The sequence below is a fragment of the Kaistella sp. SH40-3 genome, from assembly GCF_030686865.1.
Lineage (GTDB): Bacteria > Bacteroidota > Bacteroidia > Flavobacteriales > Weeksellaceae > Kaistella.
Genome location: NZ_JAQYUS010000010.1, coordinates 51,820 through 75,439 on the forward strand (window position 1 = coordinate 51,820; position 23,620 = coordinate 75,439).

The following is a 23,620-nucleotide window of genomic DNA, read 5'->3' on the forward strand; positions in this document are numbered from 1 at the left end:
ATTCAAACACTTAAATACCACTCATTCAAATCCTTAAAGCCCTCATACAAAACCGAACAATCCTCCACATTTTCATATTTGCCAATTATCATATCTGTCAAACTTTTTCCATTGAAATCGGTATCCAAAAAAAGCACGATTTTACGATAATCCTTTAGTATTTCTTCAACTTTAAAAAACATTGCGGTAGAATTTAATATCAGGAAATCAGAATTTGAAATCTGAACATTTGGTAAATTCAGGTAGGTTAAATAATCAAAAAAACCTTCGAAAATGCAAATTTCCTTTTTTTCATTTTGGGGATTTTCAATTAAGGTTACATGCTTTTTGCCCAGACATATTTTGGAATATTTATTTCGGATTTCAACTCCTCCGGAATTATTAAAAAAACCAATTCCAAAGTAATTCTTTCCGTTCATTTGATAGAGAATTTCTTTAACCAAATATCGCTGCTCATATACTTTTCTTGATTTTAGATATTGAATTAATGCCAAATGTTCAATTTCTTTTATTTCTTGAATTTGGTAATTTTTGTCAGGATCTATAATGTTTAATTTTAGTGATTGAAATGAAGTATCAAACCTTTGCAGATATCTTAATGCGTCAGAAACCGAACATTGATTCAGTCGCTGAACAATTGAAACTACATCGTAACTTTTTCCGGTTCCGAAATCAAACGCTTTGTTTTTTGCAAAATCAACGCAAAGACTTGGCGTTTTCTCCTCTCTATCAATCGCGAAATAAAAAGCAGTTTTAGAATTTTGTTTGACAGGAAATAGATTAAACGATTCTAAAACCCTCCTAATGCTTAGCATTTCTTTGATTTGTTCGCAATTCATTTTTTTCTTTTTTAAAGTAAATTTTTATGATTGAAATGCTTTTTAGATAAAAAAAACTTTTATTAACTTTTAATTCTCTTTTAATAAATCATTGTATTGCCTTATAGTAAGGAGTTTGCATTATTTTTGAAATGAGTCCAATTCCGAAAGTGGCATGAGTCCAATTCCGAAAAAGAGATGAGTTCAATTCCGAATAAAAGACCTTTTTCACATGAGTCCCATTCCGAAAGCATAGATAATTGTCTATAAACTTATCAACAATATCATTTCTAATCTGCAATGAATGAGTGCAAATCCGAAAAGCGGCCTTCCTACTTTGTAATTTTAACATTTCTTTAACTTCAGTGAGTCCAATTCCGAAATGCAGATCAGTCCAATTCCGAAATTAAATGAGTTCAATTCCGAATTCAAATAATGACCGGATAACCGTTCGGAAACAATTCTCCCATTTTTGTATCTGCATAATTAGCTTTGATAATCTTCTGTAGTTCGTGGAGAAAAGAACGACCTTGATAATCCGTTGATTTTTTTCTTAGCATTCTAGTTGTCCGTACAAATTCAACGAATGCTTTTTCAATTAAATCTCTATTTTGAGAAATATTTCTGTAATGGTAAAAGAACTGAACCATTTCATCTTCCTGCAAACCATATCTCTCTTTAAAATAATTCAACCTTCTACTAATTTTTAAATCGACCTTTGAAACCTTTGTAACTTCCCTACTATCTTCCTGGCTGTTGTTGTATGGATAAATGGTAATCAAATCTCCTTCGCATTTAAAATTGAAAGACAAACTGTTGTATTTATTTAGATTTAATCTGGCTGGTTTTAAAAATTTGAAACAAAAATCATTGGCTGTTTTATAATTCAATCCAAATTTTTTATTGAACGTATAAAGTTTTACCGACGTTCCCATTTCAGGTATTTTAGAGAGCCATATTGCAAAGATGACGTGCTTATTGTTGCGGATATTATAAACCAAGTTGTATAGAACATAATTATATTCAGGAATGACCATTAGTTTTTTTAGCCAATAACTACTTATTAGAAATGTAGTATACCCTCTAACATCGTAACTCGGAAGTGAAATCAGCCCACCATAAGTTTTAATTTCCTTTCCTTTTGAGTTTTCAGAATTGTACCAACCCATTTTAAATTTTGTAAGAAATTCGTAAGCTGCAACTACTTGTTTGGTAGAGCCACTGGGAGAAATTTTACTGTTTCTAATTTTTATAGAAGCGAAAATATTGTTGTCTGTTTGAAATTCCGCCTCAAATAACGAAAGTTGGTGCGGACGATCATCTGGACGAAACTGATTATTCCCAATGATAGAAATAATATTAAAAATCACGCGAAGGGCGTTGATTGGAATGTCAGCTGCGTCGCTATTTTCAAAAATAAAATCGTCCACGAAATTATTTCCTAATCGAATTTTATCGGGGACCTTTTCGCTGCTACATTCAAATTCTTTCCGGATAATTCTCAGATCCTTATTGGGAGTCACCATAGTACATGATAATTTAAAACTTATTCCTAATATTTTTAATGAATTGGATCTATATTAAATACCTCCGCTTACCAACCAACCTTTAAGTCGAATATTCTAACGACACTCTTCTCAAAATTAGCAAGAATGCATTAAAATTGATTTCAAGTTTTTCCATTATCAATATTGACTCTTGTAATATTTGGAATTTTGGGATTCAATTTTTGATCATCTTGAACATCCTTTTTTAAATATGGTATCGCATTTTTCAACGCTGATTTCCAATTGGTGATTGGCCGATCAAAATTATTTTTCCAACCATTATTTACCCAATTCTCGTATTTAATCTTTACTTCAAAAATTAAATGGTCATTATAACTATCAAGCGACTTTGCATGTTTTAAAAAGTCTTCAAGTGTTGGGATGTCATTGATTCTTTCATTTTGAACTGTGCTTTGCTTTGCTTTCAGTTCAGGTTGAACTTTATTTGGCGCAGATTCTGTCGAAAGATCCTTGGTCTTTTTAAATGTTAAAGGCTTCAGATCAATTTTCATCTCATTAAGAGCGTCATTAAATATTGTAGGATAATCAGTATTTAATTGAAAATCAGATGACACCCCATTTCTAGATTGATAGGAAATAATTTCGAAGTGACGGAGCTTTTCTTTGCAAACTTTCACCGTCTTTCTTGTCATTTTAAGTTCTCTACTCATTTTACTATCAGAAACACTAAACTTATTATACCCTCTTTCAAATCCAATTTTCAGCAAATAAAAGTAAACGGCCAACGTTGATAAACCTAATGACCTATTCTCATTAAATTCCCAAATGCGATTTACCAATTCAGTATAATTAAATTTCATTTTTTCCGAATAACTGTAAGGCTTTATCTTTATCTACAATAATGATATTACCATTCTGTATTATTGCCTCATCTAATATGCCAGATGATTTAATTTCCGATGCTTTAGACAATGAACAACCCAGCATTTTCGCAATACCCTTCAAGCCATATTCGTATTTCTTCTCTGTATTCACAGTTTTCGCAATTTCCAGAAATTCCTCCACTGTTAACATACAGATTGGTGTTTTAGGATCCATACTATTCATTTTAGACTACTATTCTTAAATTTGCTGGTTGATCAATTTATTTTGAATGACCATGTTGTCTGTTTTTTTTTGCTTTATAAATCCAGTTCCTTGCAGCGGATTGCCAACATTTCATGGGTTTATTATTACTCAGTTTCCAATTCACAGATTGATATAAAGAGTAAAACTGATCAGCTTCATTACAATTCACATTTCGTTCTGTAAAGTACAATTCGACTTCAGATCGCGCTGGTATGGAAAATAAGTTCTCTGCTGTCAGTAGAAATCTTCTGTTCGAAAACGACTGTTTTTTTTCTACATTTCTACTTTCAAAGTCAATAATGTCGATCCAACTTCCTTTGTACGAGTCGTAACTGGGTAAGTAAATAATAAATCCAGCATCACAAAGCTCTTTAATGCATTTGTGGTAAGTCGCAATTGATTTTATTTTACTTAATTTCATCACTTCTTCTCGGCTAATCCGAAAAGAATTCTGAAAATGATTTGAACTCCATAATTGGAAAAGAGCAACATACATGCTGATATGAGATGGGTACAGTCGATCATCCTCCACAACCCGTTCAAAAAACCTGACGATATTTTTAGACCTTTTCATAATCAATCAATGACTATTAATGTTTGAAACTCGTAAGTAATTTCTCGATATCCTTTTTATTGTAAAATAGTGACCCTCCAATTTTACTGTAGGGTAAAGTTCCATTAATTCTCAGGTTTTGTAGGGTTCCGGAAGAAATATTTAAGAGTTTTCTAACCTCCGAGGTTCTAAGCCACAATTTTTCTTCTGTGTTCTTCCCTTGAAGTAAGTTTTCAATACTTTCGAGCAGTTCCACTTTAAACTGTTGAAGATCTTCTTTGGTTATAATCGCTATTGCCATAATTTGAAAATTATTTTATAGGACAAATTTTGGTAATATTGATGGATTAAATCCCCAAGGTGTACCCAAGTTGGGTATTGATATTTTAAAAAATGCTGAATTAAAAGGAATTACTGCAGATCATTTTCTTTAAACATCAGAAATTTCCAACAAAAATCAATAAAATATTTTCCGAAGACATTAAGTTTATTGAGTTGCTACAAGGTGGCTGTTAAAATCAGAAAAACTGCTTATTCATCCTGCGAATCCATTTTGTTGTTCAGCAAATTCTGGAGATTATTTAAGAATTTTGTACGGGACGTTCTGTTTTTTATTTCCAAGTAGGTCCGATAAACATCACCAAGTTCTATATTGAATATTGCCTCAAAATAAGCGCTGATTTCCTTGATATCCGCATTACCATTATTGAATGATCCTTTGCAGTGTAAGGCATAAATTAATTCAATCAATGACGTTTTATTATCTGTCCAGGCTAGTTTTGTTTTGGGTGTAGCTACTCGGTAATGCTCCTGCCCCTGCCTATTTAATTTCAGCAGTTCATCATTCAGGTAAACTTCGAGAAGGTCATTTGCCATAATTTTCGCGACCTTATAGTCGTGCGAAGTACTGAATCTTACATCTGATTCAAAAACAAAAGAGTCTAAACTCAATTTAACGTCGAGTTTTTTGCGGATAAAATATTTATGATCAAGGTAGGTACTGCACGTTCTGTAATATCCATAAAAATCGACATTTTCCTCAAAAAACTCTTTCAGTTTTATAAGTTCTGTCTGATAGTATTTCCGAATCATCTTTTCACCCCCACTTGGCTTGCGTGTTTCGATTCTATAGACTTCATTATGATATATTAATTTTGATAATATCATAGGTTTACGGTTTTTAAAGAAATCTATTTCTTCAGTGTCTGAAGGAAACTTAGTGCGAAGAACAAAAGATTTCAGTTTTTTTAGTGCATTATTAATTTCCAGCATTGAATCTTCTGCTCTTTTTAGAGGTTTGTCAGATTCTAAACTTAGAAAAAGTAATCTGCTTTCCAATTCACTTTCGAGATTTCCAATGAACTTAACCATAGATATTTCATTTATACTCAAATGTATTGCCCATCATTAATTCATTTGCTACACTTTAGATTAAGAAACGCCATAAGTCCAAAAAACTACACTAAAGTGTAGGTAGGTGAATATTCAAAAAAAGTAGATTTGACAAACTTTTTACCATGGACCGCTATTCAAGAAACCGCATTTACCTCAGTAACTGCGAACAACAAAAATTAAAAAATTTCTCGATCGTTATTGCCGGCAGTGGAATCGGAAGCAATATCGCAGAATGTGCACTGCGTACCGGATTTGAAAAAATATGCGTGATTGATGGTGACCTCATCGAAAACTCTAATCTCAACAGACAAAATTACACTGAAGATCAGATCGGAACTTCAAAAGCCGCTGCACTCTACGAAAGACTAAAAAGCATCAATTCGAATGCGGAAATCAGTTTTATAAATGAGTTTATTAGTAGCGACAATATTCCAGAAACAGGGAGATATCATGCTGGAATCAACGCATTGGATTATACCAATGAAGCACCTCAGCTATTCGATGAATCATGTCTTAAAAGTGGGATTTCTGTTTTACATCCTTATAATGTCGGTTGGGGAGGATTAGTTACTGTTCTTTCACCGAAGGGACCTCCTTTGCAATCAATTGAAAAATCCAGCAAATTTAATGAAGTGGAAATGGTAGAATATGCTGCAAGTTACCTACGTTATTGGCAGCAACCACAGATCTGGCTTGAAGAAGTAATTAATCGATACCGAAATGAAGAAATCACGCTACCGCCGCCCCAGCTTGCGATCGGATCCTGGTATGCCGCCGCGATGTGTACTCATCTTTTAGTAAAGTTAGCTACGGGTAAATTTTATAAAAAATTTCCCGAATTCTATTTGAGTTCTTTACTTCAGGAAGAAAAATAATTAAAAGATTCTCTATCAAAGTAGTTTGTTATTTTTGACATATGCTAATGCTTCCCCCATATTTCTAACGTTCAATTTGTCAAAAAGCTTTCTTCGATGAAACTTAACAGTATCGACAGCGATACACATTTTATCTGCTATTTGGCTTATTGTTAATCCCTGTGCATGGAGGCGTACTGTCTGCAGCTCCCGTTCCGTTAATGTACTTTTTTCTATTTTATTCCATACTCCTCTGGCTACATCGAGCTCCCAGAATGAATCTTCACCTGTTTTTGAAAGTAAGACATTTCCTGAAACAACGTGGGAAGAAAGAGAAACGACACAAAGTGCTTTCCATATTTTTCCTTCGGAAGTAATAAATATAGGGGTTAATTTGTGATTGATCAAGATTGTGTCTGTTCCAGTCTGCAAATTAAAATCATAGGAAATACTGTAATTTTTGCGGTCTGGCAGAGGGATTGTGTTAAAAAAATCAAATCCGATCTCGTTCACTCTAATCAGCATTTCCAAGTCTTCTTTCGAAACATATTTAAAGTAAAAAGCATATCCCATCGCCATGACTTCCGAAGGACTATGATTACATAGAAAAAGTGGATTATCTGACACATATTCAAATTCCTTTCTCTCATAGTCGATTACATACATGCTCATGTATGAAAGCCTGCAAACGGCTCTTAGGGTTTCGAGATAATTGCCACTTTGAGCATACTCCTCTTCCGATAAAAAATCTACCGTATTCTTTCTTGAGAAGAACTTGTTTATTTCATCCATAACGAAGAGGGAATATTGTTGAACTTGTCTACACTATCGTGTAGTTTTTATGTTTATTTATTAAATCTACACAAAAGTGTAGAAAATATACGAAATCATCATAATACTTTTACCAAAACAATATAAATATGACACAAAATATAGAATATTACACAATGTCCCATGAAAATACGGACGAATTAATTCATTTTGTAATTAATGAAAATCATCTTCATCATTGCGAAATTGTAACAGCTGAAGATATAGATTCTGCAAAACAAATATTATGTGCTGAAGAAAAACAATATTTGAACTCCCATATTTTCGTTGCAATGTCCAATAATATCATTTGTGGGAGCATCAGAATATTCCAAAAAACACCTACCCAAATTTTACCTATGGAAAAAATTTTTAATATTAATGTCGAAGATTTAGTCGGTGCGGAAACACCCATTTACCATATTGGCAGATTCGCTGTATCCAAAGGAGTAGACAAGAAAGGCTTCCATATTTTTAAAACGCTGATTGCACTTGCACTGCAAGTTGCTCAACAAGGTCATGGAGGAATTGTCTTTGCAGAATGCGACGTCAAATTATTGCGAACGATCCGGCTTTTAGGAATAGAGGCTGAATCGATCGGTGCGCCGATTCTCTATCTGGGATCTGAAACAGTTCCGATAAAATTACCATGGGCTGGGTATCAGGTTTTCCTGGAAAAGAAGAAGAACGTCTTGGATAGGGAACTTCAGATATTGAAGAAGGACGTTCAGATATAAACCTTTCACCGTGAACACCTACCATCTTGATCTTTTACAGAAGCATCTTAAAAAAGCCTTAGAACGCTACTGTCAACTCTGTGATTTTTCATCAGATCGACAGTACTATTCCAATGAAATTATCTTATCGCAAACCAAAGAAATTGTCCTACAATATATTCATTTGTTTCAGACACTCAATTTTTTAGATCGGCAAACTGAATACTATCAACACGGTTTTATCTTTACCTATAAGGAGACGGAGGAAAATTTTACCTCCAATCCGGATTACGCTGAGATTATGAAACTTCTCACTGACTCTTATCAACGTATCGCCGGCTCGGTTTCCAAAGATCGTTTTTTTCTGCCCATTCAAGTGCAGAGGATCAGTTCAGCGGAAATTCAGATTTTTATAGGAGTAGTCACCAAAGATCAGCACCATTTTACCATTTCAATTGTGACCCATCAAACGGCCTATCCAAGACCATATGCGTCGATAGGGAATAACCGATACAGGTATCTTCTGAAAATGATGGAAACGTATGATCCTGACGATTACGCAACTTTAAAGACTTTTGTAAATAGCAAAGGTGTATCTTACCACCAATTTAGAAAAGACAGCTTTTCCTTTTTTGAAAGTCCCTTTTATCACCATTATCTTAAAATCAAAATGATTCCTGTGCTCGAGGACATTATGTTGAGTACTTTAAGTTATAAAGAAATTGCCTATAAAAACGGCTTTACAAATTACTATCAACTCTATATTCTGTTCCACCGAACCTATCATTTTCCCTTCCACCGGATTCTTCGCATCGCACTGCAAAAGTGACTTCACCGTCCCGACTTTTCATTCTGGTGATACTATTTTACATATACACGCCTCTATAGTACATAAAAATGTTTTTATTACACATACTTCTGCCTATAAAGTAAATGAATTTGAAATAGTGATGGTGCAATTTTACATCATCAAAAATGCAGACATGAAAACCCTAACAAAAATAATCCCGCTTGCGGTAAGTCTCTTTTTCATCATCCTGTTCATTTATGCGGCAGCAAGCAAGATGTTGGATTTCGAAAACTTTCAGGTGCAGCTTGCACAATCGCCACTATTGAGCACCTATGCGGGATTTGTTTCTTATGGGGTCATTATCTTAGAACTAACTATCGTTGGTCTTCTTTGCTTCCACGCTAGCCGACTTTTGGGTTTATATGCTTCGTTTGCAATAATGGTCGCTTTTACTGTTTACATCTTTCTTATTTTGAATTATAGTGATTACATCCCTTGCTCCTGCGGAGGGATTTTAGAGAAAATGGGCTGGACGGAGCATTTGATTTTTAATATTGGATGCGTTTTCATGGCGGGTGTTGCCATCATATTGGCATATCACCTTCCTGCAAAGCTTTCGGTCTTGGATCATTCTGAAGACGATTATATGAAAAATTACTGGCATAGACAACGAAGCCGCCGGATGCTTGTTTTTAAAATGGCAACGTTATTGGTTCTTCCTGCCGGTTTGATGGTCGTACTTTTTATTTCTTCTGAATATATCATCAAAAAAGAGAATAATTTTACACGGAGATTTACCCATCATCCTATTCTGGAAGACAAAGCTTTTGATCTTAAAGTCAACTCCTATTATTTTGTAGGGAGTAACGGCAACGATATTTATCTCGGAAACCTCAGTAGTCCTTTCAGAATTTTTAAAGTTGCCGGTCAGTTTGAAAAGATGGATACAATTAATCTGGTACCCAGTACCAACCATCAGTTCCATAACCTGCGATATACATTACAACAGCAAAAACTCTATGCCTATGATGGATCGGTGCCTGTTATTTATGCCTCGCACATCGATTCACTTCAAAATCCGCTTAGGGAGATCAGTAAGAATGACGTGTATTTTGATCAGCTAGTCGCTGTTTCACCCGCTCAATTTATGTTGCGCGTGGAAGAAAAAACAACAAAGAAAACCGCATTGGCTACACTTTCACTGGGCGATACTCATCAGGTCAGCATCAACAGTTCATTGCTAACCAGACAAGCAGATGGTGGTTTTGATGCGGACGGAAGACTTTTATATGACCCGGATATGGGTAATGCTTATTATCTCTTTTATTACAGGAATCAAATACTTCAACTGAATAACACTTTACAGGTCACTGCTCAGATGAAAACCATAGACACCATCAGCAAAGCACAAATATCAACCGTAGTCTTAAAAGATGGGAGCAAAAAAATGAGTGCCCCACCTGTCATGGTCAATAAAGAAATGACTGCGCATCGTGGGTTGATTTTTAATAAATCCGGTTTAATAGGAAAACACGAATCCAAAGATACATGGCAAAAGAATGCGGTTATAGATATTTATACCACCGCACCTGCAGGATACTGGGGCAGTATGTATGTACAGCACCGCGGAAAAAACAGAATGTCCCAGATGTTAGTCACCGACACCCATTTTTTTGTACTGTCGGGTAATGAAATTGTACGTTACCGTTTTGCGCAGACGCTGACTGAGAATTTCATCAATGGGGGAAGCCGAAAACCCAATTCAGAGTAGGCAAAATCTTTAAATATTTTTTATCATGAAAAATTTAAAAACACTCCTTTTACCAGTCATAATGGTACTGGCAGGAGCTGGAAGCGCGTATGCTTCCCACAGCGGTAAACAATCGGAAAAAGCATTAGTCAGAGGTTATGCCTATCATGAAAATGAAGCAAAACCCTGCATACCTTCTGAAAAAGTCTGCGATACATCAGGTACTTTTATATGTTCCGGAGATGTAGGTATGGGAAATGAAGACCTGTATCAACTTAGTGGCACGGTATGTCCTAATGTTTTAACTCACACCTCACCTTAATTAAAGAGGGATGCCCGAGAGCATCCCTTTATTTATTTGTACATTTTTTCAATCCACTCCTGCTTATTGTTTTTAAGATGATAATCAAGCCATTCATAAATTCTTGAATATAAATCGATCCTATTCTGAACCTTTGAAAGACTATGCCCTTCCTTTGGATAAAAAAGGGCGGTAACGTGTTTATGATTTCTTCTCAGACCTAAATAAAACTCCATGGTCTGTTCCCAGAAAATATTGTAATCTTCCATACCGGTCCAGAGCATGATGGGTTCGGTGACTTTTTCTGCATGATAAATAGGGCTGTTGTCCGCATACAGGCCTTTATTTTCCGTAAATGGACCAGGCATTTCGTACTGACCATCTTCATACTGCCAGTAAAATGGCCGATCGAAATTGTAATTAAAAGAATGGTACGACCTTACCAAGTCACTGTTTCCAGAGCCAGAGACATAGGCCGCAAAACGGTTACTCTGTGTAGCAATAAAATTGGTTTCATAGCCACCGTGTGAATGACCAACCAATCCTACTTTTGAGAAATCGATAGCAAGATTACCCTGTAGTGCATCCATTGCATTATTCACACAGTCTACCGCTGCTCTTCCAGGTCCTCTTTCATCAAACACAATATCAGGCATATAAACCATATAGCCCTTTCGAAGAAGCGTTCGGACGTTAATACCCTCTGTGGGTGACATCATCCCAATGCCATCAATAAGATATTTGTTCATATTGTATCGCAATTTCTGATAGATGGTAACTACCATTGGATACTTTTTTCCGGCATCGAATCCAACAGGATATAACAATACGCCTTTTAAATTAATCCCTCTACTGTTGGTATACGAAATTACTTCAGATTTTATTCCCTCCGCCTCTTTATCAGTTTTATTACTGGCAAAAATAAGTTCTTCTTTTTTACTATTTTTTATAATTAACTGTGGAGGCATGTTGATGTTGCTTTTAACATACGTGAATGCTTTATGGGCAGGCTCCCATACTAAAGAGGTGATATCATCGTTCGTAGGCGCAATTATTTCTCTTACCGATTTGCCATCATAGGTGAATAACGCATTCCTTATATTTTCTCTGTCATATAATTCGAGGATAACCGGTTCCGCTGTACTATAAGAATACCGGAAGATACTGAAACCCGGAGACAGATCTTTTGTTATTCCGTTTTTAACCTTAATGGTAAAACCATCTTTAACAGAAATTTTTTTGATGCTTCCATCTGACAGGCTGTACTGATATATTTTGCTCATCCCTTCAAAAAGGATAAATTGACCGTCATTTGAAAAATAGGCCATCTCATGATCGGGTATGTGGATAATCCGGTTTTTTAAAGTCTCCATATTGTATAAGAACCAACCTCCCTCCTTACGCCGGGAAAGTAATAATTTACCTCTTTCGTCTGTAAAAGCAATAGTACCAGCATTAATCATGAAATCATACTTCTTTAACTGGGTATCATATCTATACAGACTGAACGACTTAAACCTCTTGGTATAATCATGTTTAAAATAAGGATCAAAGGACAGCAGATATCTGGCATTACCAACAAACGAATTTTGAGTAAATTCTGTGCTGTCAATTTGTGAAAGATCCTTACGTACCGGATCCCAGATCATGTATTTAAATTCACGATCCCCAGAAAATTTCGCCTCTATTTTAGGATCGCTCCCATACCATACGTCCACTGCATTCTTATTTCGGACGGGTTGGTCAATAACTACCTGCAGAAAATATTTGCCATTCGCCAAGGGAGAGACTTCTGCTCTATAGATGGTTTTCAGGAACTGACTGGACAGAAGACTTGTGACATCACTGCGGTGTGCTTTAAAGATTAGCTCCCCTTTACCTGTTTTTTCTTTGGTGTCCCATACAAAAATTCCCAAAGCATCCCGGTGCACGATATCCAGATATGCGTTTTCCGAGGTATACAATACCTTTTTACTTTTCCCATTCCATTCGGTAAGCCTGTAGGCTCCTGCCTCTTTCACTGTATAATATACACAATCTTTATTATTTTTAATACTCTTAACCCTGGCAACTGTTCTCACCTGATCACCCTCTTCATTCAGGATCTTAAGGGTATCATTTTGGAGCAGGATGATCTGCTTCAATACCTTATGATAAAAACCGTCAGAAACATCCTTCCAGATTCGGAGATTTAAAGACGGTAAGCTGAGGATCTGCGCATTCGTTCCTTCACGCATAAAAAGGTCGCTGTACGTGGTGAACTTTGCCGTATTTGCGAAAACCCCGCCCCTTTCAAAAATGATATGATCAGGATTTTTGCGATCAACAACCATTATGGTATCTGTTGATCTGTCGTACATTTTATTAAAAGTGACATAACGTCCGTTTGGAGAGATCTTTTGATAACCGATATTATAATAGTGCCTTGTTAAGGAGTCGGGTACTTCGATTGTTTTACTTTGGCCATAGAGCTGTGCTCCCAGTAAGATACATGCTGTCAGCAGTAATAATTTTATGGTTTGCATTAGTATCCTGTGTTTTGCGGGTTCAGATTGGGATTTAGGAGAAGTTCTGAAATGGGTAGGGGCCACAATTGATGGTAAACGTGCCAGTTGGGTTTTACAGATATCAAGGTGTTCAGCATGCTATTTCGTTTTAAGGTAAGAAACCGGTTACCGTGCTCTGTAAAAAACTCTTTACGGTTTTCTTCTACTATTTTGTTCAAAAGTTCTTCTTTTGATGAGGACGTCAGCAACGTGATGCCCGCCTTTTGTCGAACAGCGTTAATGTATGGTAGCGCCTCTCCTACTTTGTTCTGCTGGGCAAGCGATTCTGCCAATAACAGATAGACTTCTTCCAATCTGAATATCACCGAATATTCATCGGTATTAGCGGTGGTATTTCGGTATTTATCGCATCTGTAAAAATGATTTTGATTAATAGTAATCTCCTTAACCCATTTCTGCTTCCGAAGGTCATTTGATGTAAAAGAAGAGACCAAGTCTTCCGATAACGCGTAGGTATTTGGTACAGCGGTCGTAAAATTGTAATTAATCGCTTCTTCTGTAGCGTCGTTTGCTTTTAACGGTTTAAGCTGCCACAGAATATGCTTGCCTGCTTTTTTAAATGTTTTAGACACATCAGGTTCCCATACATATAATGGACTCTCTTTAATATTTTTTAATTGCTGTTCTGCCTCAGACCATTTCTTTTGCTGCATTAGGACAAGTGACAGCATCAGCTGTATTGCTTTTCTGTTTGGGTAAATCCTGTCCGCATTACTATAAGAGTCGTCCAATAATACGACAGCCGTTTCCAAATCATTTTGAATCTTTATCAGTAGTTGAGTCTCGGATATTTTACCCAAAGACTGGTTAACCATATAGTCGGTTGTGGTGGTATAGGGAACATCTCCAAAAATCTGACTCAGATAAAAATAAATTAATGAACGGATAAACAGTGCCTCACCTTTTAGTCTCTTTTTATCCATTTCAGAAATGCCTGTCGAATTTTCTACACCATTTATAATGGAGTTCGCACTGTAAATTTCTTTATATGCGTTTGTCCAAACACTTAGTACAGCAGTATTCGATGATATATGCTGGTTTTTATAAAGATCCAAAGCACTGTTTTGGGAACTTATGATATAGCAATTTATATCATCTGTATAGGTACCTAACAGCGCTCCTACCCCTAGTGATCCGCCACTAATAACCGAATAATATTGAAGTTCTGCGTACAGATTACTTAACGCTGCATCCGCGGTGCTAACTGTCTCAAAAACCTGAGATACATCAATTTGAGTAGAAGGAAAATCAGATTCTATAAGATTCCGACATGAAGAAGATGCCAAAAGAAATCCTAAACCAATGGTGATCGTGAAGACGCATTTATTTGTTTTCATATTTATATTTTAAAAGTTTAACTGAAGACCCATTGAAATGGTTTTAAGAGGAGGTAAAAATCCTGATACCGAAAATTCAGGATCCAGTCCAATATAATCCGTCCAAGTCAGCAAATTTTGACCTTGTGCATAAATACTAGCATCTCTGATCAATTTGCCATGCAGTGGAATCCGATAATTAATTTGTATATTTTTTAACCTTATAAAAGAGGCGTCGCTAATCGCTGCAGTACTGTTTCTGAAATTACTGACCAGAGAATTAGTTGTGGCGACAGTTCCTGGAGAATAAGGCATTACCACGCCATTCGGATTGTCAGCAGACCAAACATTTACAAAGTCGGCCGGCTGATTATTCATATTACCGGGCGTATTCATGGATCGATAATAATTCCATGAAATCTGTTTAACAAACTGTAACAGAACAGATAAGCTTATATTTTTATAAGAAACCTGATTCTGCAGTCCGCCAAAATATTTTACGCCGATATTCCTGATGGCCTTAGCGTCGTCCGGAGCAGAAATCTTACCGTCATTGTTGAAATCCGTAAATACGTATCGTCCGGTGGAAGGATTAATCCCCTCATACTGAAAAACTTTTACAATAGAAGTTGGCTGGCCGACGAGATAGGTATTGGCATAAGTAGAACCTTCAAGACCTGGGAAAGAGACCAGTTTACTTTTCGGTATGGAAATATTAAAACTGGTTTCCCACTTCGCTTCGCCCTGTTTATAGGTGATTGCTGATGCTTCTAATTCCCAGCCCGAATTCTCTACCGTCGCATCCAGATTAGCCTGCACCGACGGAAACCCTGTAATCGAAGATAACGGGATTCCGACCAACTGATTGGACGAGCGGTTCCTGTAAAACGCAGCAGTAAAATTAAGACGGTTATTTATTAACGCCAACTCTAACGCGACCTCCATTTTATCTGTTTTTTCCCAAGTAAAATCGGGGTTGTAAAGTCTGGAAGGATATAAGGCAGGCACCTCATTATAAGATGTACTGGTTACCGAATAGGTATTGGTATATTGATTATCTCCAATGAGGTCGCTACCTGTACGACCAAAGCTGGCTCTTAGTTTTCCAAAATTCAACCAAGAAAATTGATGCAGAAAAGATTCTTCGGTGAACAGCCATGCCAACCCCACCGCTCCAAAATTAGCATATTGATTATTAGGGCCGAATCGGCTCGAGCCATCTCTCCTTGCTGTCAAATTCAGAATATATCTCTTTTTATACTGATAGTTTGCCCTACCAAAAATAGCTGCATATTTGTAGTTAATGTCACTGAAATCTTTAACACTTATTTGTGATGCCGCCGATAAATTATATAGTAGTGCGTTGCTTGCAAAACCCGTAGCAGTTATTGACGTATTTTTTGAGTTGGTTTCCTGATACGTAATACCAGCAAGAACATCCCATTGTCCAGGACCCTTTTTTCTCACCCAGGAGATCTGTGGTTCTAGGATATAAGAAAATAAGGTACTTGTACCCCGTGATGAAGACGAACGCGCAGAGGAAGCTCCCGCTGGAAATGCCGGGTTAGCAATGGTGTTGGGAGAAAGGTTATATTCTTCCAGTGACTGCGTATTTGTTCCACCATCTAATTTCAGTTTCCAGTTTTTCCAAAAGGTATAATTGATTTTTACCCCTTGATTAAATTGCATGGTGGTACTTTGATATTTACCATTTAGCGAAGCTATCGGGTTACTGAAAGTGTTATTTTCCCAATTGATATTTCCCGCGGTATCATAAAGTGCAGGCGCATTGGGTGAAAGATTCAGTGATTTATTGGTAAGATCAATACCAATGACATTGTTCTTTAAATGCGAAAATGTATTGCTGAGTGATAAAGAGAAGCTCCTATCAGCGGAGGTGTAACCATAATTGGAATTGAGAATATTGGTTTTGTAATGAAAATCACCAGGAAATACGGTTGTCTGATCGGTATGCGAAGCACTGACAGAAAAGTAATTTCTTTCACTGCCTCCATTAACAGACAGTTGAATATTAGAGTTCTCTGCGGTATTTCCTATCAAAACATCCTGCCAATCTGTATAGCGAGTCTGATCCCAAATTCCATTGATATCGTAGGCATTTGTGGGCGGTGTGTTAATGCCGGCATTAGCGTAGGCATCTTTTCTCATTTTGATATATTGCTCGGTATTCATCAGTTTCATTTTACCGATCACTTTGCTTATCCCATAATTGGTATTGACGGTAAACTGTACTTTTCCTGTCTTTCCTTTTTTTGTAGTGATGAGAATCACTCCATTTCCCCCTCTGGATCCGTAAATCGCAGTAGCGTCAGCATCCTTTAACACTTCAATACTTTCGATATCATTAGGGCTGATGGAATTTAAAGGATTAATACTTCTCATGGGTAGTATACTGGTGGAATAAAAAGATGTGAGTTGACTTCCCCAAGGGATACCATCCACAATGTAAAGAGGTTGATTTCCATTAACAGGACTATTGAGAATAGTGCGCAGACTGTTCCGTCCTCTAATCTGTACCTCATATCCTCCTCCTGCAGTTCCTCCTCCCTGAATAATATTCACCCCCGCCATTCTCCCCTGCACGGCAGACAGCACATTGTTCACCGGTTGGTTTTCAATGTCCTTAGCGGTCACTTTCGAAATACTGCCCGTGCTTTCTTTTGCTTTCACATTGTAGTAGCCCGCATTCAGCACCACTTCTTCAATCGACTTTACTTTTTCCGTGAGAGAAATCTTAAAAGTGGTTTTATCGTCGGTCGTCATTTTCTGCTCGGTGTATTCGGGATGCCTGAAGATCAGTACCGGGTTTTCGCCAGTGATTTGGAGGCTGAAGGCTCCTGTTGATGAGGTAGTGGTCATTTGGGTAGTTCCCTGTTGAGTGACTGTTGCTCCCCTGATGGGTTTTTCTCCGTCGTTTACCTGACCCGTTATAGTGCGGGCTTGCGCCTTGACCTGCGAGTGTACCGCAGAAAATATTAGGCAACCGGAAACAACTCCTATGGTTGATAGGATTTTTTTCATAGTTTTGTTTTTTAATTATTGGTTCATTTATGTACTGATTATTACTACTGCTCTTTCCTGTGGGGTCTGCAAACTTTAGGGGAAGGGCGTTTTTTTTGTTAGATGATAGAAAATAGACCAAATGGCGCATCGCTTCAAAAGCAAAATGGTGCATTCATAATTTTTAATCCATCGTTTTTTTACTTCAAATTTCTGGTTCTTGACTCTTGAAATTCTCAAACACTTTTCATGAACTCCTCATGAACTATCCATGAAGTATCCTAGGGGGAACCATGAAGCATCTATGAAGGATCCTCTGGCAATTTTTTTAGGTGACCCGTCCTAAAATAACTATACAGATTAATAGATAAATCCTGATATAACTATACACTTATAAATGATAATCCTGAATGAACTATACATTTGTGTTTTCAAAGTTAAAACGTTTATAATAATTCTTCCATCTCTTGTTTAATTTTCCAGATTTTAGATGTGCTTCCATTGGGGTTAGATAATCACAACTTGCATGTGGTCTCAATTCACTATATGACTTTATGCTTTGACTTATTTGTTTTGATGTTTGCTCGAACCCTAACGAACTATTATGACTTGTCCTGAAATAGCTATACAGATTAACTCCTTTTTGTTTGGCTCTTTTTACTTTTAGCTTCGGCTTCGCTCAGCCACCGAACGGTATCAGACCTGCCTAGGGGAAAGCAAAACACAAATGATGAAGAAAAGAAATACTTCCCCGCTAAAGACAAATCCTTTTGTTGTTGGGTGATGGGTGCTAGATGATTGTGTAGGGTATTAATCCACGGTCTTTGCCAAAATCTCCATTCTCACCAGAGCACCGAATTATCGCATCAGCACATTACCAAATCATCACATTATTCTTCGGAATGGCTTAGGAGAAAGCGTGTAGAAAAACTTTTACAGTGGGGTCACTTTCCCGCTAAAGACCAATCCTTTGAAGAGCATTGATATGAATGTGTGGGTTGCTCTAAGTATCGTTGAAATAATAAAAATAAATCTTCATGATGTAAATCCAATTAAAAGTTATTGATACGACTTAAGACCGCCTACCTAGTACGCGTAATGCCAAAATGGTTGCGCAAATCAAAACATCCAGCATCCCACATCCCGCCAGAAACAACCAACACTACCCTACCAAAACCATCAATTTCTAATTGCATTAACTTCTCCTGCATTGGCATTTGGTTAATTGGAAGAAAGAACCTATTTTTAACGTGCGTGTTTTTAACAGTCTTTCATCCTACCACAACCCTCTTTCGGGGCTTTGGTGCGTTTGATAGGCAATTGGATTTTATAGATTTTGTGGTAGCACATGATCTTACCCTTTTATATTGGTGGGTATAGCGTTGGCGTTCTTTTATAAAATCTAGATGAAGCGGTGAGAGACTTTTAGGTCTCTAATCATTTTAAGGGGGTAGATAGGTCGTTCTCATAGTTTTTATTTTGAGGTTATGGAACGAGTCTAGAAATTAATAAAGGGCAGTTCCCTATCTTCAACTTAAATCGAGGTACGGCTAAGAACCTTTGACGAAGTTTCCAATAGGGAGACCACCCCATAGATTGCAAATATACAAAATACGAGGTAGCGACTTCCCTATGGTCTTGCGTCATCTAAAATTAGCCGTTTTCGATAACAAGACTCATTGATTTAAAGTCGCATTTATATTTAATAAATGATATGAAGCAAATATAAATAATATAAATATTATATGCAAATATATAATTAATTAATTTAAAATAACATGTAATTGATGGATGAAAATAAACGACAGGATAGACTTGATGAACCGGAATTCAGAAGGTTTTTAGGAGAAAAATTGAGAGAGATAAGATTAGAACTGAATTATTCTGTCAGTGACATCTCTTATATGACAACTATACCGCAAAATACGGTATCAAGCATAGAAAAAGGGAAAACGACAAATATTGACTATTATGTTGAATATGCAAAGGCAGTAAATTATCCGATTGGAAAATTAACGGACTTTGGAATAAAACTAATACCACGTATACCATTAAGCTCTGAGAGAAAAGAGGCTACAAAGTTAACCGCAAAAATAAGGGAATTTATCGTTCAAAGTAATTTTCTAAGTAACGGTAAAACGGTGGCACAAATACACGATGAACTTATTAAATTAAAGCAAACAAGTATTACACAAGTAAGTTCGACAGGTATTGCTGGGGTGATGAGAAATCTTGCGAGCGATAATATTGTCAAAATTGGGGGAAAGGATGGGAGGAAGAATTTGTATGTGAAGGTGGAATAATGACGAGATTTGGTATTTTTTGCTTTTACGGAAAACCGTAGAGTGATAACATATAATGAAGTTATTTTGAAGAAATATAATGATTATTCTTATTAAATAATTTTAATGTCATATATGCTTTTCACAGGAATTATTTTTTTATTTGTGGTCTTGCAATAATGCGCTGGAGTAATAGAAGAATATTTAACAGAAGAGAGGTATTGAAGAATTCAAAAGTTATAAAAATGTAATATTAATAAAGGTCATTAAGCCTACTGGAAAATGGTTTGCTTATATTTTATTGTTTTAAGCATACTTTATTTTTGGAGCTATTCAAAATATACAGGTACAGACAAGAATGTTTTGGAACTATCACCTACTAATTCTGCTAGCCAGTTGAATACTAGATAAAAGTGTAAAGATTTTGCATAAGTATTTATCACAATCAATCTAAATTCAATGAAAGAACCACAAATATATTTCACCAATATTGAGCAGGTCATAATAGACAGCTTTGATGATGCTCTTATTTCAATAAAGATTTCAGTGGCCTGGTTTACAAACAGAAATCTAATTAATAAATTAATATCATTAAGGAGAGAGAGAGAAATTGCCATCCAAATTCTGGTGGATGATAATGAAATTAATAACAAGTATTTCCTTAACCTTTTTCAAACTGAACTCAAAAAAAATGATATTAAAATTAAAAAATTGAATTTTCGAAAATTTAATCATAATAAGTTTTCTATCATTGACAATAAAACGGTGATTACTGGATCTTACAATTATACAAATAGAGCCAATAGAAATCTTGAAAATATTGTTGTGGTACACGATTTAAAAACTGCTGACTATTACGATCGGATTTTTCAATTCTTCACAGATTTAAATTATGTTGATCAAAATATTAATTTATTATTCAATCATTATTCGTTTGCCAACAAATTAATTTCAGCTTACTACCCTTTTACTCGTAAGCTGATGCGATCGATAGAAGACAAAATTCACCTCGGTTATTGCTTTACACATTTTAACGGGTATCATAATGAAATTTCTTATGAGGCTGGATTAATATTTAATTCAAAATGGAAATACCATAAAGGGCTAAAACTCTATCAAGCAAAAAGAAAGAATAATAGTATGTCAATTTCTGATATCAATTCAGATTTGCTTCAGGAATTCCCTCTACCAGTCAGTAAATCACTAATCACTTCTTTCAAAATTAATGAAATCAATGATTTCAACTATCAAAGTACTTATGAGATTGCAGATTATAAGCTAGATAATATTGATTTTGATGATCTTGCCGAGTCTTTTGTAGCAAATGAAAAAGCGCTTCTTGAATTTTACAAAAGTAAGTTTAAAAACATTTTTACAGTTGCAGAACTTAATGAATTAATAAAAGATGAAATTGATTTAATTAAAGAAGATTATGTGTGGATCATTAATTTTGCACCGTTCCTAAATGATGGTCTGGTACAGAGAATATACTACAATTCACCTATATAATTTGGCATTTGACATCTTATCAATATTGTTTTTAAAATAGTGTTCCTTTATATCTTTTTTATTGTTTGTTTTATTAAATTTGAAGTACTAATAATCTAATAACTAATACCATGGCACTAAAAACAGGACCGAAAAGAATCGCAAAATCTACAGGCGAACCAGATCAACGTCAACGTGACAATAAAAAAACACCTGGCAACACACCTTCTTTAAAATCGCCAAAGAAACAACAGGGCAAATAAAACAGTCAACCTATATTTAATTTGTTTTTACAGCAGTTTATTTTTATATAGTGCCTGTAAGTCTGTGTTTACTTATGCTTTACGGAAAACCGTAATTACCAACAATAATTTCTTTTTAAATTGCAATTTCCTCAATTTGGCAGAAAATAAATCAACAAATGTTACTACATAAAGTAAATCAATACAAAATCTTTTAAAACTACAATTATGGCTAAAAATTTTTACTTTTCTGACACCGAAGGAAATGATGATGAATCATATGAAAGAGCTCTAAATTTTGCAGAAAAACTGGTCAAAGCGAACAATGAATTTAAAAGAATTATTTATTTGGTTCCTTCTAAAAACTCTACAGGATGGCTGGATAGATTATTCGGAGAACAGACAGTAAAAAAAATGTTTAACGGCGTGAAGCTATCAGGTACTGCTGTCAAAATAGAAACTATCAGAACCTACACTAATAGTTATAACGATCCGTCTGATATAGTTATCTGCTGTGGATTGAATTCTGAAGAAATCTTTAAAGTTCAGGATTATCGACACGTCGATACAATAATTGCCATCCCCTGGCAAAAAGAAAGCACGGCTAGCTGGATTAAAACGGCAAAAGCAATAAAAATAAATGAGGATTTAAGTACTGATAAAGAATTCAGCAGCAATAATTATTCAGAACCAACTGAAATGGTAAAAAATGCATTCGAAGAACTAACCTCTGTTATTAATACATCTACTGGTATTACTCACCCATCTGACAATTCAAGAGCAAAAACTTATGTTAGAGCTTTGCACAAATATGAACCCGAACTGAATTCGGATATTGTATGTTCCTACTTAATTAGGGAATTAGGATGGAAAACTAAACACGCGGATGACATTAGAAAATTAATTGACACTTTAAATAATGGAAAGTTCTTTCATGGAGGTGAAAAGACTGGTTTGCAAAACTATTATAAAAGGTGGAAAAATAAATAGAGATGATAGAGGTTTCATTAACAAGACTCTGGCACTAAATCAAAATACCTAAACATCTCGAAGGCGCGGAAATTAAGGCTACGGCATTTGACAAATAAAAAACATCAATGATAACTGAAAATGAAAAAATAGAAATAAGTGGCGAACTAAAAAATGGATTTTTATCATTTTTTGATTTCTCATTATCTCTTATAGAAAAATTAAGTGAAAAGAATAACAATTTGAAATTTGCTGTCGTCAATATGCAAATTTCACTTGAATTATTTCTCAAGTTTTATTTTGTAATGAAGGACATGCCTGATCGTGTATTTGAAATAAGAAATGGCAAAAGAAAATATAAGGATTTTTCAGAAGTTTTAAAATCATATTTTTCAGTCGTTCGAAGTGGTCATTTTGCAGATAAAAAGCATTTAATAACAATATTAGAATCAAGAAATGATATTGTGCACAAAGGCAAATTTAAAACTTGGGATGAAGATTTATCAAAATATATAATATCTTGTGTTTTTTTCATGCAGGGAATTTATAGAAATGAATTTGGTGAAACACTAATTGAAAGTACATATGATCCTCATAAGTTATCTGAAAATTTGACTTGGAAAGCAGGATCAGTTGAATTTGCAAATAAAATTGCTAATGAGAATAATGAAAATGCCTTAGAATGCCCTTTTTGCTACTCAAGATCACTCATAAGAAAAGAAATTTTTGAATTTGATGATCAGGGTGAAGTTGAGAATTACCAATGTCTAACCTGTTTATGCGAAGTTGACACTCAATACGATGGTGCAATTATAGAATGTTGCGCTTGCAATGAAAAGGCTTACTATGTAGATCGATTAAATGTGCAATCTAACAAAACCCATTTTGGAGCCTGCTTGAATTGTGGAAATCAGATGGATCTAAGACATTGCGAAAATTGTGAAAAATTCTATTTTCATGACGTGCAAGAAATTGAATTTGAGGTTAACAATAATTATTTCTGTAGTAGTGAGTGCTTGACGCTTTCGACAGATTAATATATAAAAATTAAAGTAATAAAGTAATAATCTAGAATGGGAGAAGTATATATTTTAGACAAAAATAACTTTAAT

Annotated in this window: 21 protein-coding genes; 10 read left to right on the top strand and 11 right to left on the bottom strand. The window is 35.4% G+C overall.

Annotated features, from left to right (window positions below; genetic code table 11):
* Window positions 1–2: 2 nt before the first annotated feature.
* The 7 genes from PUH65_RS13825 to PUH65_RS13855 all read right to left on the bottom strand — a co-directional run bounded on the left by PUH65_RS13825 (window position 3) and on the right by PUH65_RS13855 (window position 5,378).
* The gene (locus PUH65_RS13825; protein ID WP_305520846.1) at window positions 3–839 is read right to left on the bottom strand and encodes a toprim domain-containing protein; all 837 of its coding nucleotides are present in this window, start codon (window positions 837–839) and stop codon (window positions 3–5) included.
* 407 nt (window positions 840–1,246) lie between these two features.
* Entirely contained in the window at window positions 1,247–2,344 is a 1,098-nt protein-coding gene (locus PUH65_RS13830; RefSeq protein WP_305520845.1) for a hypothetical protein, read from the bottom strand.
* A gap of 143 nt (window positions 2,345–2,487) precedes the next feature.
* Entirely contained in the window at window positions 2,488–3,186 is a 699-nt protein-coding gene (locus PUH65_RS13835; protein ID WP_305520844.1) for a hypothetical protein, read from the bottom strand.
* Window positions 3,176–3,433, bottom strand: a complete 258-nt coding sequence (locus tag PUH65_RS13840) for a DUF3853 family protein (RefSeq protein ID WP_305520843.1) — start codon at window positions 3,431–3,433, stop codon at window positions 3,176–3,178. Before PUH65_RS13840 ends, PUH65_RS13835 begins: the two co-directional genes overlap by 11 nt.
* Window positions 3,434–3,470: 37 nt before the next feature.
* Window positions 3,471–4,028 carry a hypothetical protein gene (locus PUH65_RS13845; protein ID WP_305520842.1) on the bottom strand — a complete coding sequence of 186 codons (558 nt, stop codon included), beginning with the start codon at window positions 4,026–4,028 and terminating at the stop codon, window positions 3,471–3,473.
* A gap of 16 nt (window positions 4,029–4,044) precedes the next feature.
* Complete coding sequence (locus PUH65_RS13850; protein ID WP_305520841.1) at window positions 4,045–4,308, bottom strand: helix-turn-helix domain-containing protein; 264 nt, start codon at window positions 4,306–4,308, stop codon at window positions 4,045–4,047.
* Between the two features lie 230 nt (window positions 4,309–4,538).
* Window positions 4,539–5,378 carry an RteC domain-containing protein gene (locus PUH65_RS13855; RefSeq protein ID WP_305520840.1) on the bottom strand — a complete coding sequence of 280 codons (840 nt, stop codon included), beginning with the start codon at window positions 5,376–5,378 and terminating at the stop codon, window positions 4,539–4,541.
* Between the two features lie 146 nt (window positions 5,379–5,524).
* On the opposite strand from PUH65_RS13855, the gene PUH65_RS13860 reads away from it, so the two are divergent.
* A complete protein-coding gene (locus tag PUH65_RS13860; RefSeq protein WP_305520839.1) occupies window positions 5,525–6,277 on the top strand; it encodes a ThiF family adenylyltransferase in 753 nt (250 codons plus the stop codon).
* Window positions 6,278–6,292: 15 nt separating this feature from the next.
* Here the strand turns inward: PUH65_RS13860 and PUH65_RS13865 are convergent, their stop codons facing one another.
* Complete coding sequence (locus tag PUH65_RS13865; RefSeq protein WP_305520838.1) at window positions 6,293–7,048, bottom strand: response regulator transcription factor; 756 nt, start codon at window positions 7,046–7,048, stop codon at window positions 6,293–6,295.
* Window positions 7,049–7,176: 128 nt separating this feature from the next.
* Between PUH65_RS13865 and PUH65_RS13870 the strand changes: the two genes are divergently transcribed.
* The 4 genes from PUH65_RS13870 to PUH65_RS13885 all read left to right on the top strand — a co-directional run bounded on the left by PUH65_RS13870 (window position 7,177) and on the right by PUH65_RS13885 (window position 10,644).
* The gene (locus PUH65_RS13870) at window positions 7,177–7,803 is read left to right on the top strand and encodes a hypothetical protein (protein ID WP_305520837.1); all 627 of its coding nucleotides are present in this window, start codon (window positions 7,177–7,179) and stop codon (window positions 7,801–7,803) included.
* Between the two features lie 10 nt (window positions 7,804–7,813).
* Window positions 7,814–8,611 carry a hypothetical protein gene (locus tag PUH65_RS13875; RefSeq protein WP_305520836.1) on the top strand — a complete coding sequence of 266 codons (798 nt, stop codon included), beginning with the start codon at window positions 7,814–7,816 and terminating at the stop codon, window positions 8,609–8,611.
* 154 nt (window positions 8,612–8,765) lie between these two features.
* Entirely contained in the window at window positions 8,766–10,343 is a 1,578-nt protein-coding gene (locus PUH65_RS13880; RefSeq protein ID WP_305520835.1) for a MauE/DoxX family redox-associated membrane protein, read from the top strand.
* A 25-nt stretch (window positions 10,344–10,368) separates the two neighbouring features.
* Window positions 10,369–10,644 carry a DUF6520 family protein gene (locus tag PUH65_RS13885; RefSeq protein WP_305520834.1) on the top strand — a complete coding sequence of 92 codons (276 nt, stop codon included), beginning with the start codon at window positions 10,369–10,371 and terminating at the stop codon, window positions 10,642–10,644.
* Window positions 10,645–10,676: 32 nt separating this feature from the next.
* Here the strand turns inward: PUH65_RS13885 and PUH65_RS13890 are convergent, their stop codons facing one another.
* The 3 genes from PUH65_RS13890 to PUH65_RS13900 are packed head-to-tail and all read right to left on the bottom strand — an operon-like array spanning window position 10,677 to window position 17,548.
* Window positions 10,677–13,148, bottom strand: a complete 2,472-nt coding sequence (locus tag PUH65_RS13890) for a S9 family peptidase (RefSeq protein ID WP_305520833.1) — start codon at window positions 13,146–13,148, stop codon at window positions 10,677–10,679.
* A complete protein-coding gene (locus PUH65_RS13895) occupies window positions 13,148–14,527 on the bottom strand; it encodes a RagB/SusD family nutrient uptake outer membrane protein (RefSeq protein ID WP_305520832.1) in 1,380 nt (459 codons plus the stop codon). Before PUH65_RS13895 ends, PUH65_RS13890 begins: the two co-directional genes overlap by 1 nt.
* A gap of 9 nt (window positions 14,528–14,536) precedes the next feature.
* Window positions 14,537–17,548 carry a SusC/RagA family TonB-linked outer membrane protein gene (locus PUH65_RS13900; protein ID WP_305520831.1) on the bottom strand — a complete coding sequence of 1,004 codons (3,012 nt, stop codon included), beginning with the start codon at window positions 17,546–17,548 and terminating at the stop codon, window positions 14,537–14,539.
* 1,766 nt (window positions 17,549–19,314) lie between these two features.
* Here PUH65_RS13900 and PUH65_RS13905 point away from each other — a divergent pair.
* The 5 genes from PUH65_RS13905 to PUH65_RS13925 all read left to right on the top strand — a co-directional run bounded on the left by PUH65_RS13905 (window position 19,315) and on the right by PUH65_RS13925 (window position 23,545).
* On the top strand, window positions 19,315–19,830 hold the full coding sequence (locus tag PUH65_RS13905) for a RodZ family helix-turn-helix domain-containing protein (protein WP_305520830.1): 516 nt from the start codon (window positions 19,315–19,317) through the stop codon (window positions 19,828–19,830).
* Window positions 19,831–20,268: 438 nt separating this feature from the next.
* On the top strand, window positions 20,269–21,318 hold the full coding sequence (locus PUH65_RS13910) for a phospholipase D-like domain-containing protein (protein WP_305520829.1): 1,050 nt from the start codon (window positions 20,269–20,271) through the stop codon (window positions 21,316–21,318).
* Between the two features lie 110 nt (window positions 21,319–21,428).
* Window positions 21,429–21,560 (top strand): hypothetical protein, encoded by a 132-nt coding sequence (locus PUH65_RS13915; protein WP_305520828.1) that lies wholly within the window; start codon window positions 21,429–21,431, stop codon window positions 21,558–21,560.
* 207 nt (window positions 21,561–21,767) lie between these two features.
* On the top strand, window positions 21,768–22,529 hold the full coding sequence (locus PUH65_RS13920; RefSeq protein ID WP_305520827.1) for a hypothetical protein: 762 nt from the start codon (window positions 21,768–21,770) through the stop codon (window positions 22,527–22,529).
* Between the two features lie 107 nt (window positions 22,530–22,636).
* A complete protein-coding gene (locus PUH65_RS13925) occupies window positions 22,637–23,545 on the top strand; it encodes a hypothetical protein (RefSeq protein ID WP_305520826.1) in 909 nt (302 codons plus the stop codon).
* Window positions 23,546–23,620: the final 75 nt, after the last annotated feature.

Excerpts from the sequence above, each read along its gene's own strand:
- PUH65_RS13825 (WP_305520846.1), bottom strand. The coding sequence starts at position 839 with ATGAATTGCGAACAAATCAAAGAAATGCTAAGCATTAGGAGGGTTTTA.
- PUH65_RS13830 (WP_305520845.1), bottom strand. The coding sequence starts at position 2,344 with ATGGTGACTCCCAATAAGGATCTGAGAATTATCCGGAAAGAATTTGAA.
- PUH65_RS13835 (WP_305520844.1), bottom strand. The coding sequence starts at position 3,186 with ATGAAATTTAATTATACTGAATTGGTAAATCGCATTTGGGAATTTAAT.
- PUH65_RS13840 (WP_305520843.1), bottom strand. The coding sequence starts at position 3,433 with ATGAATAGTATGGATCCTAAAACACCAATCTGTATGTTAACAGTGGAG.
- PUH65_RS13845 (WP_305520842.1), bottom strand. The coding sequence starts at position 4,028 with ATGAAAAGGTCTAAAAATATCGTCAGGTTTTTTGAACGGGTTGTGGAG.
- PUH65_RS13850 (WP_305520841.1), bottom strand. The coding sequence starts at position 4,308 with ATGGCAATAGCGATTATAACCAAAGAAGATCTTCAACAGTTTAAAGTG.
- PUH65_RS13855 (WP_305520840.1), bottom strand. The coding sequence starts at position 5,378 with ATGGTTAAGTTCATTGGAAATCTCGAAAGTGAATTGGAAAGCAGATTA.
- PUH65_RS13860 (WP_305520839.1), top strand. The coding sequence starts at position 5,525 with ATGGACCGCTATTCAAGAAACCGCATTTACCTCAGTAACTGCGAACAA.
- PUH65_RS13865 (WP_305520838.1), bottom strand. The coding sequence starts at position 7,048 with ATGGATGAAATAAACAAGTTCTTCTCAAGAAAGAATACGGTAGATTTT.
- PUH65_RS13870 (WP_305520837.1), top strand. The coding sequence starts at position 7,177 with ATGACACAAAATATAGAATATTACACAATGTCCCATGAAAATACGGAC.
- PUH65_RS13880 (WP_305520835.1), top strand. The coding sequence starts at position 8,766 with ATGAAAACCCTAACAAAAATAATCCCGCTTGCGGTAAGTCTCTTTTTC.
- PUH65_RS13885 (WP_305520834.1), top strand. The coding sequence starts at position 10,369 with ATGAAAAATTTAAAAACACTCCTTTTACCAGTCATAATGGTACTGGCA.
- PUH65_RS13890 (WP_305520833.1), bottom strand. The coding sequence starts at position 13,148 with ATGCAAACCATAAAATTATTACTGCTGACAGCATGTATCTTACTGGGA.
- PUH65_RS13895 (WP_305520832.1), bottom strand. The coding sequence starts at position 14,527 with ATGAAAACAAATAAATGCGTCTTCACGATCACCATTGGTTTAGGATTT.
- PUH65_RS13900 (WP_305520831.1), bottom strand. The coding sequence starts at position 17,548 with ATGAAAAAAATCCTATCAACCATAGGAGTTGTTTCCGGTTGCCTAATA.
- PUH65_RS13905 (WP_305520830.1), top strand. The coding sequence starts at position 19,315 with ATGGATGAAAATAAACGACAGGATAGACTTGATGAACCGGAATTCAGA.
- PUH65_RS13910 (WP_305520829.1), top strand. The coding sequence starts at position 20,269 with ATGAAAGAACCACAAATATATTTCACCAATATTGAGCAGGTCATAATA.
- PUH65_RS13915 (WP_305520828.1), top strand. The coding sequence starts at position 21,429 with ATGGCACTAAAAACAGGACCGAAAAGAATCGCAAAATCTACAGGCGAA.
- PUH65_RS13920 (WP_305520827.1), top strand. The coding sequence starts at position 21,768 with ATGGCTAAAAATTTTTACTTTTCTGACACCGAAGGAAATGATGATGAA.
- PUH65_RS13925 (WP_305520826.1), top strand. The coding sequence starts at position 22,637 with ATGATAACTGAAAATGAAAAAATAGAAATAAGTGGCGAACTAAAAAAT.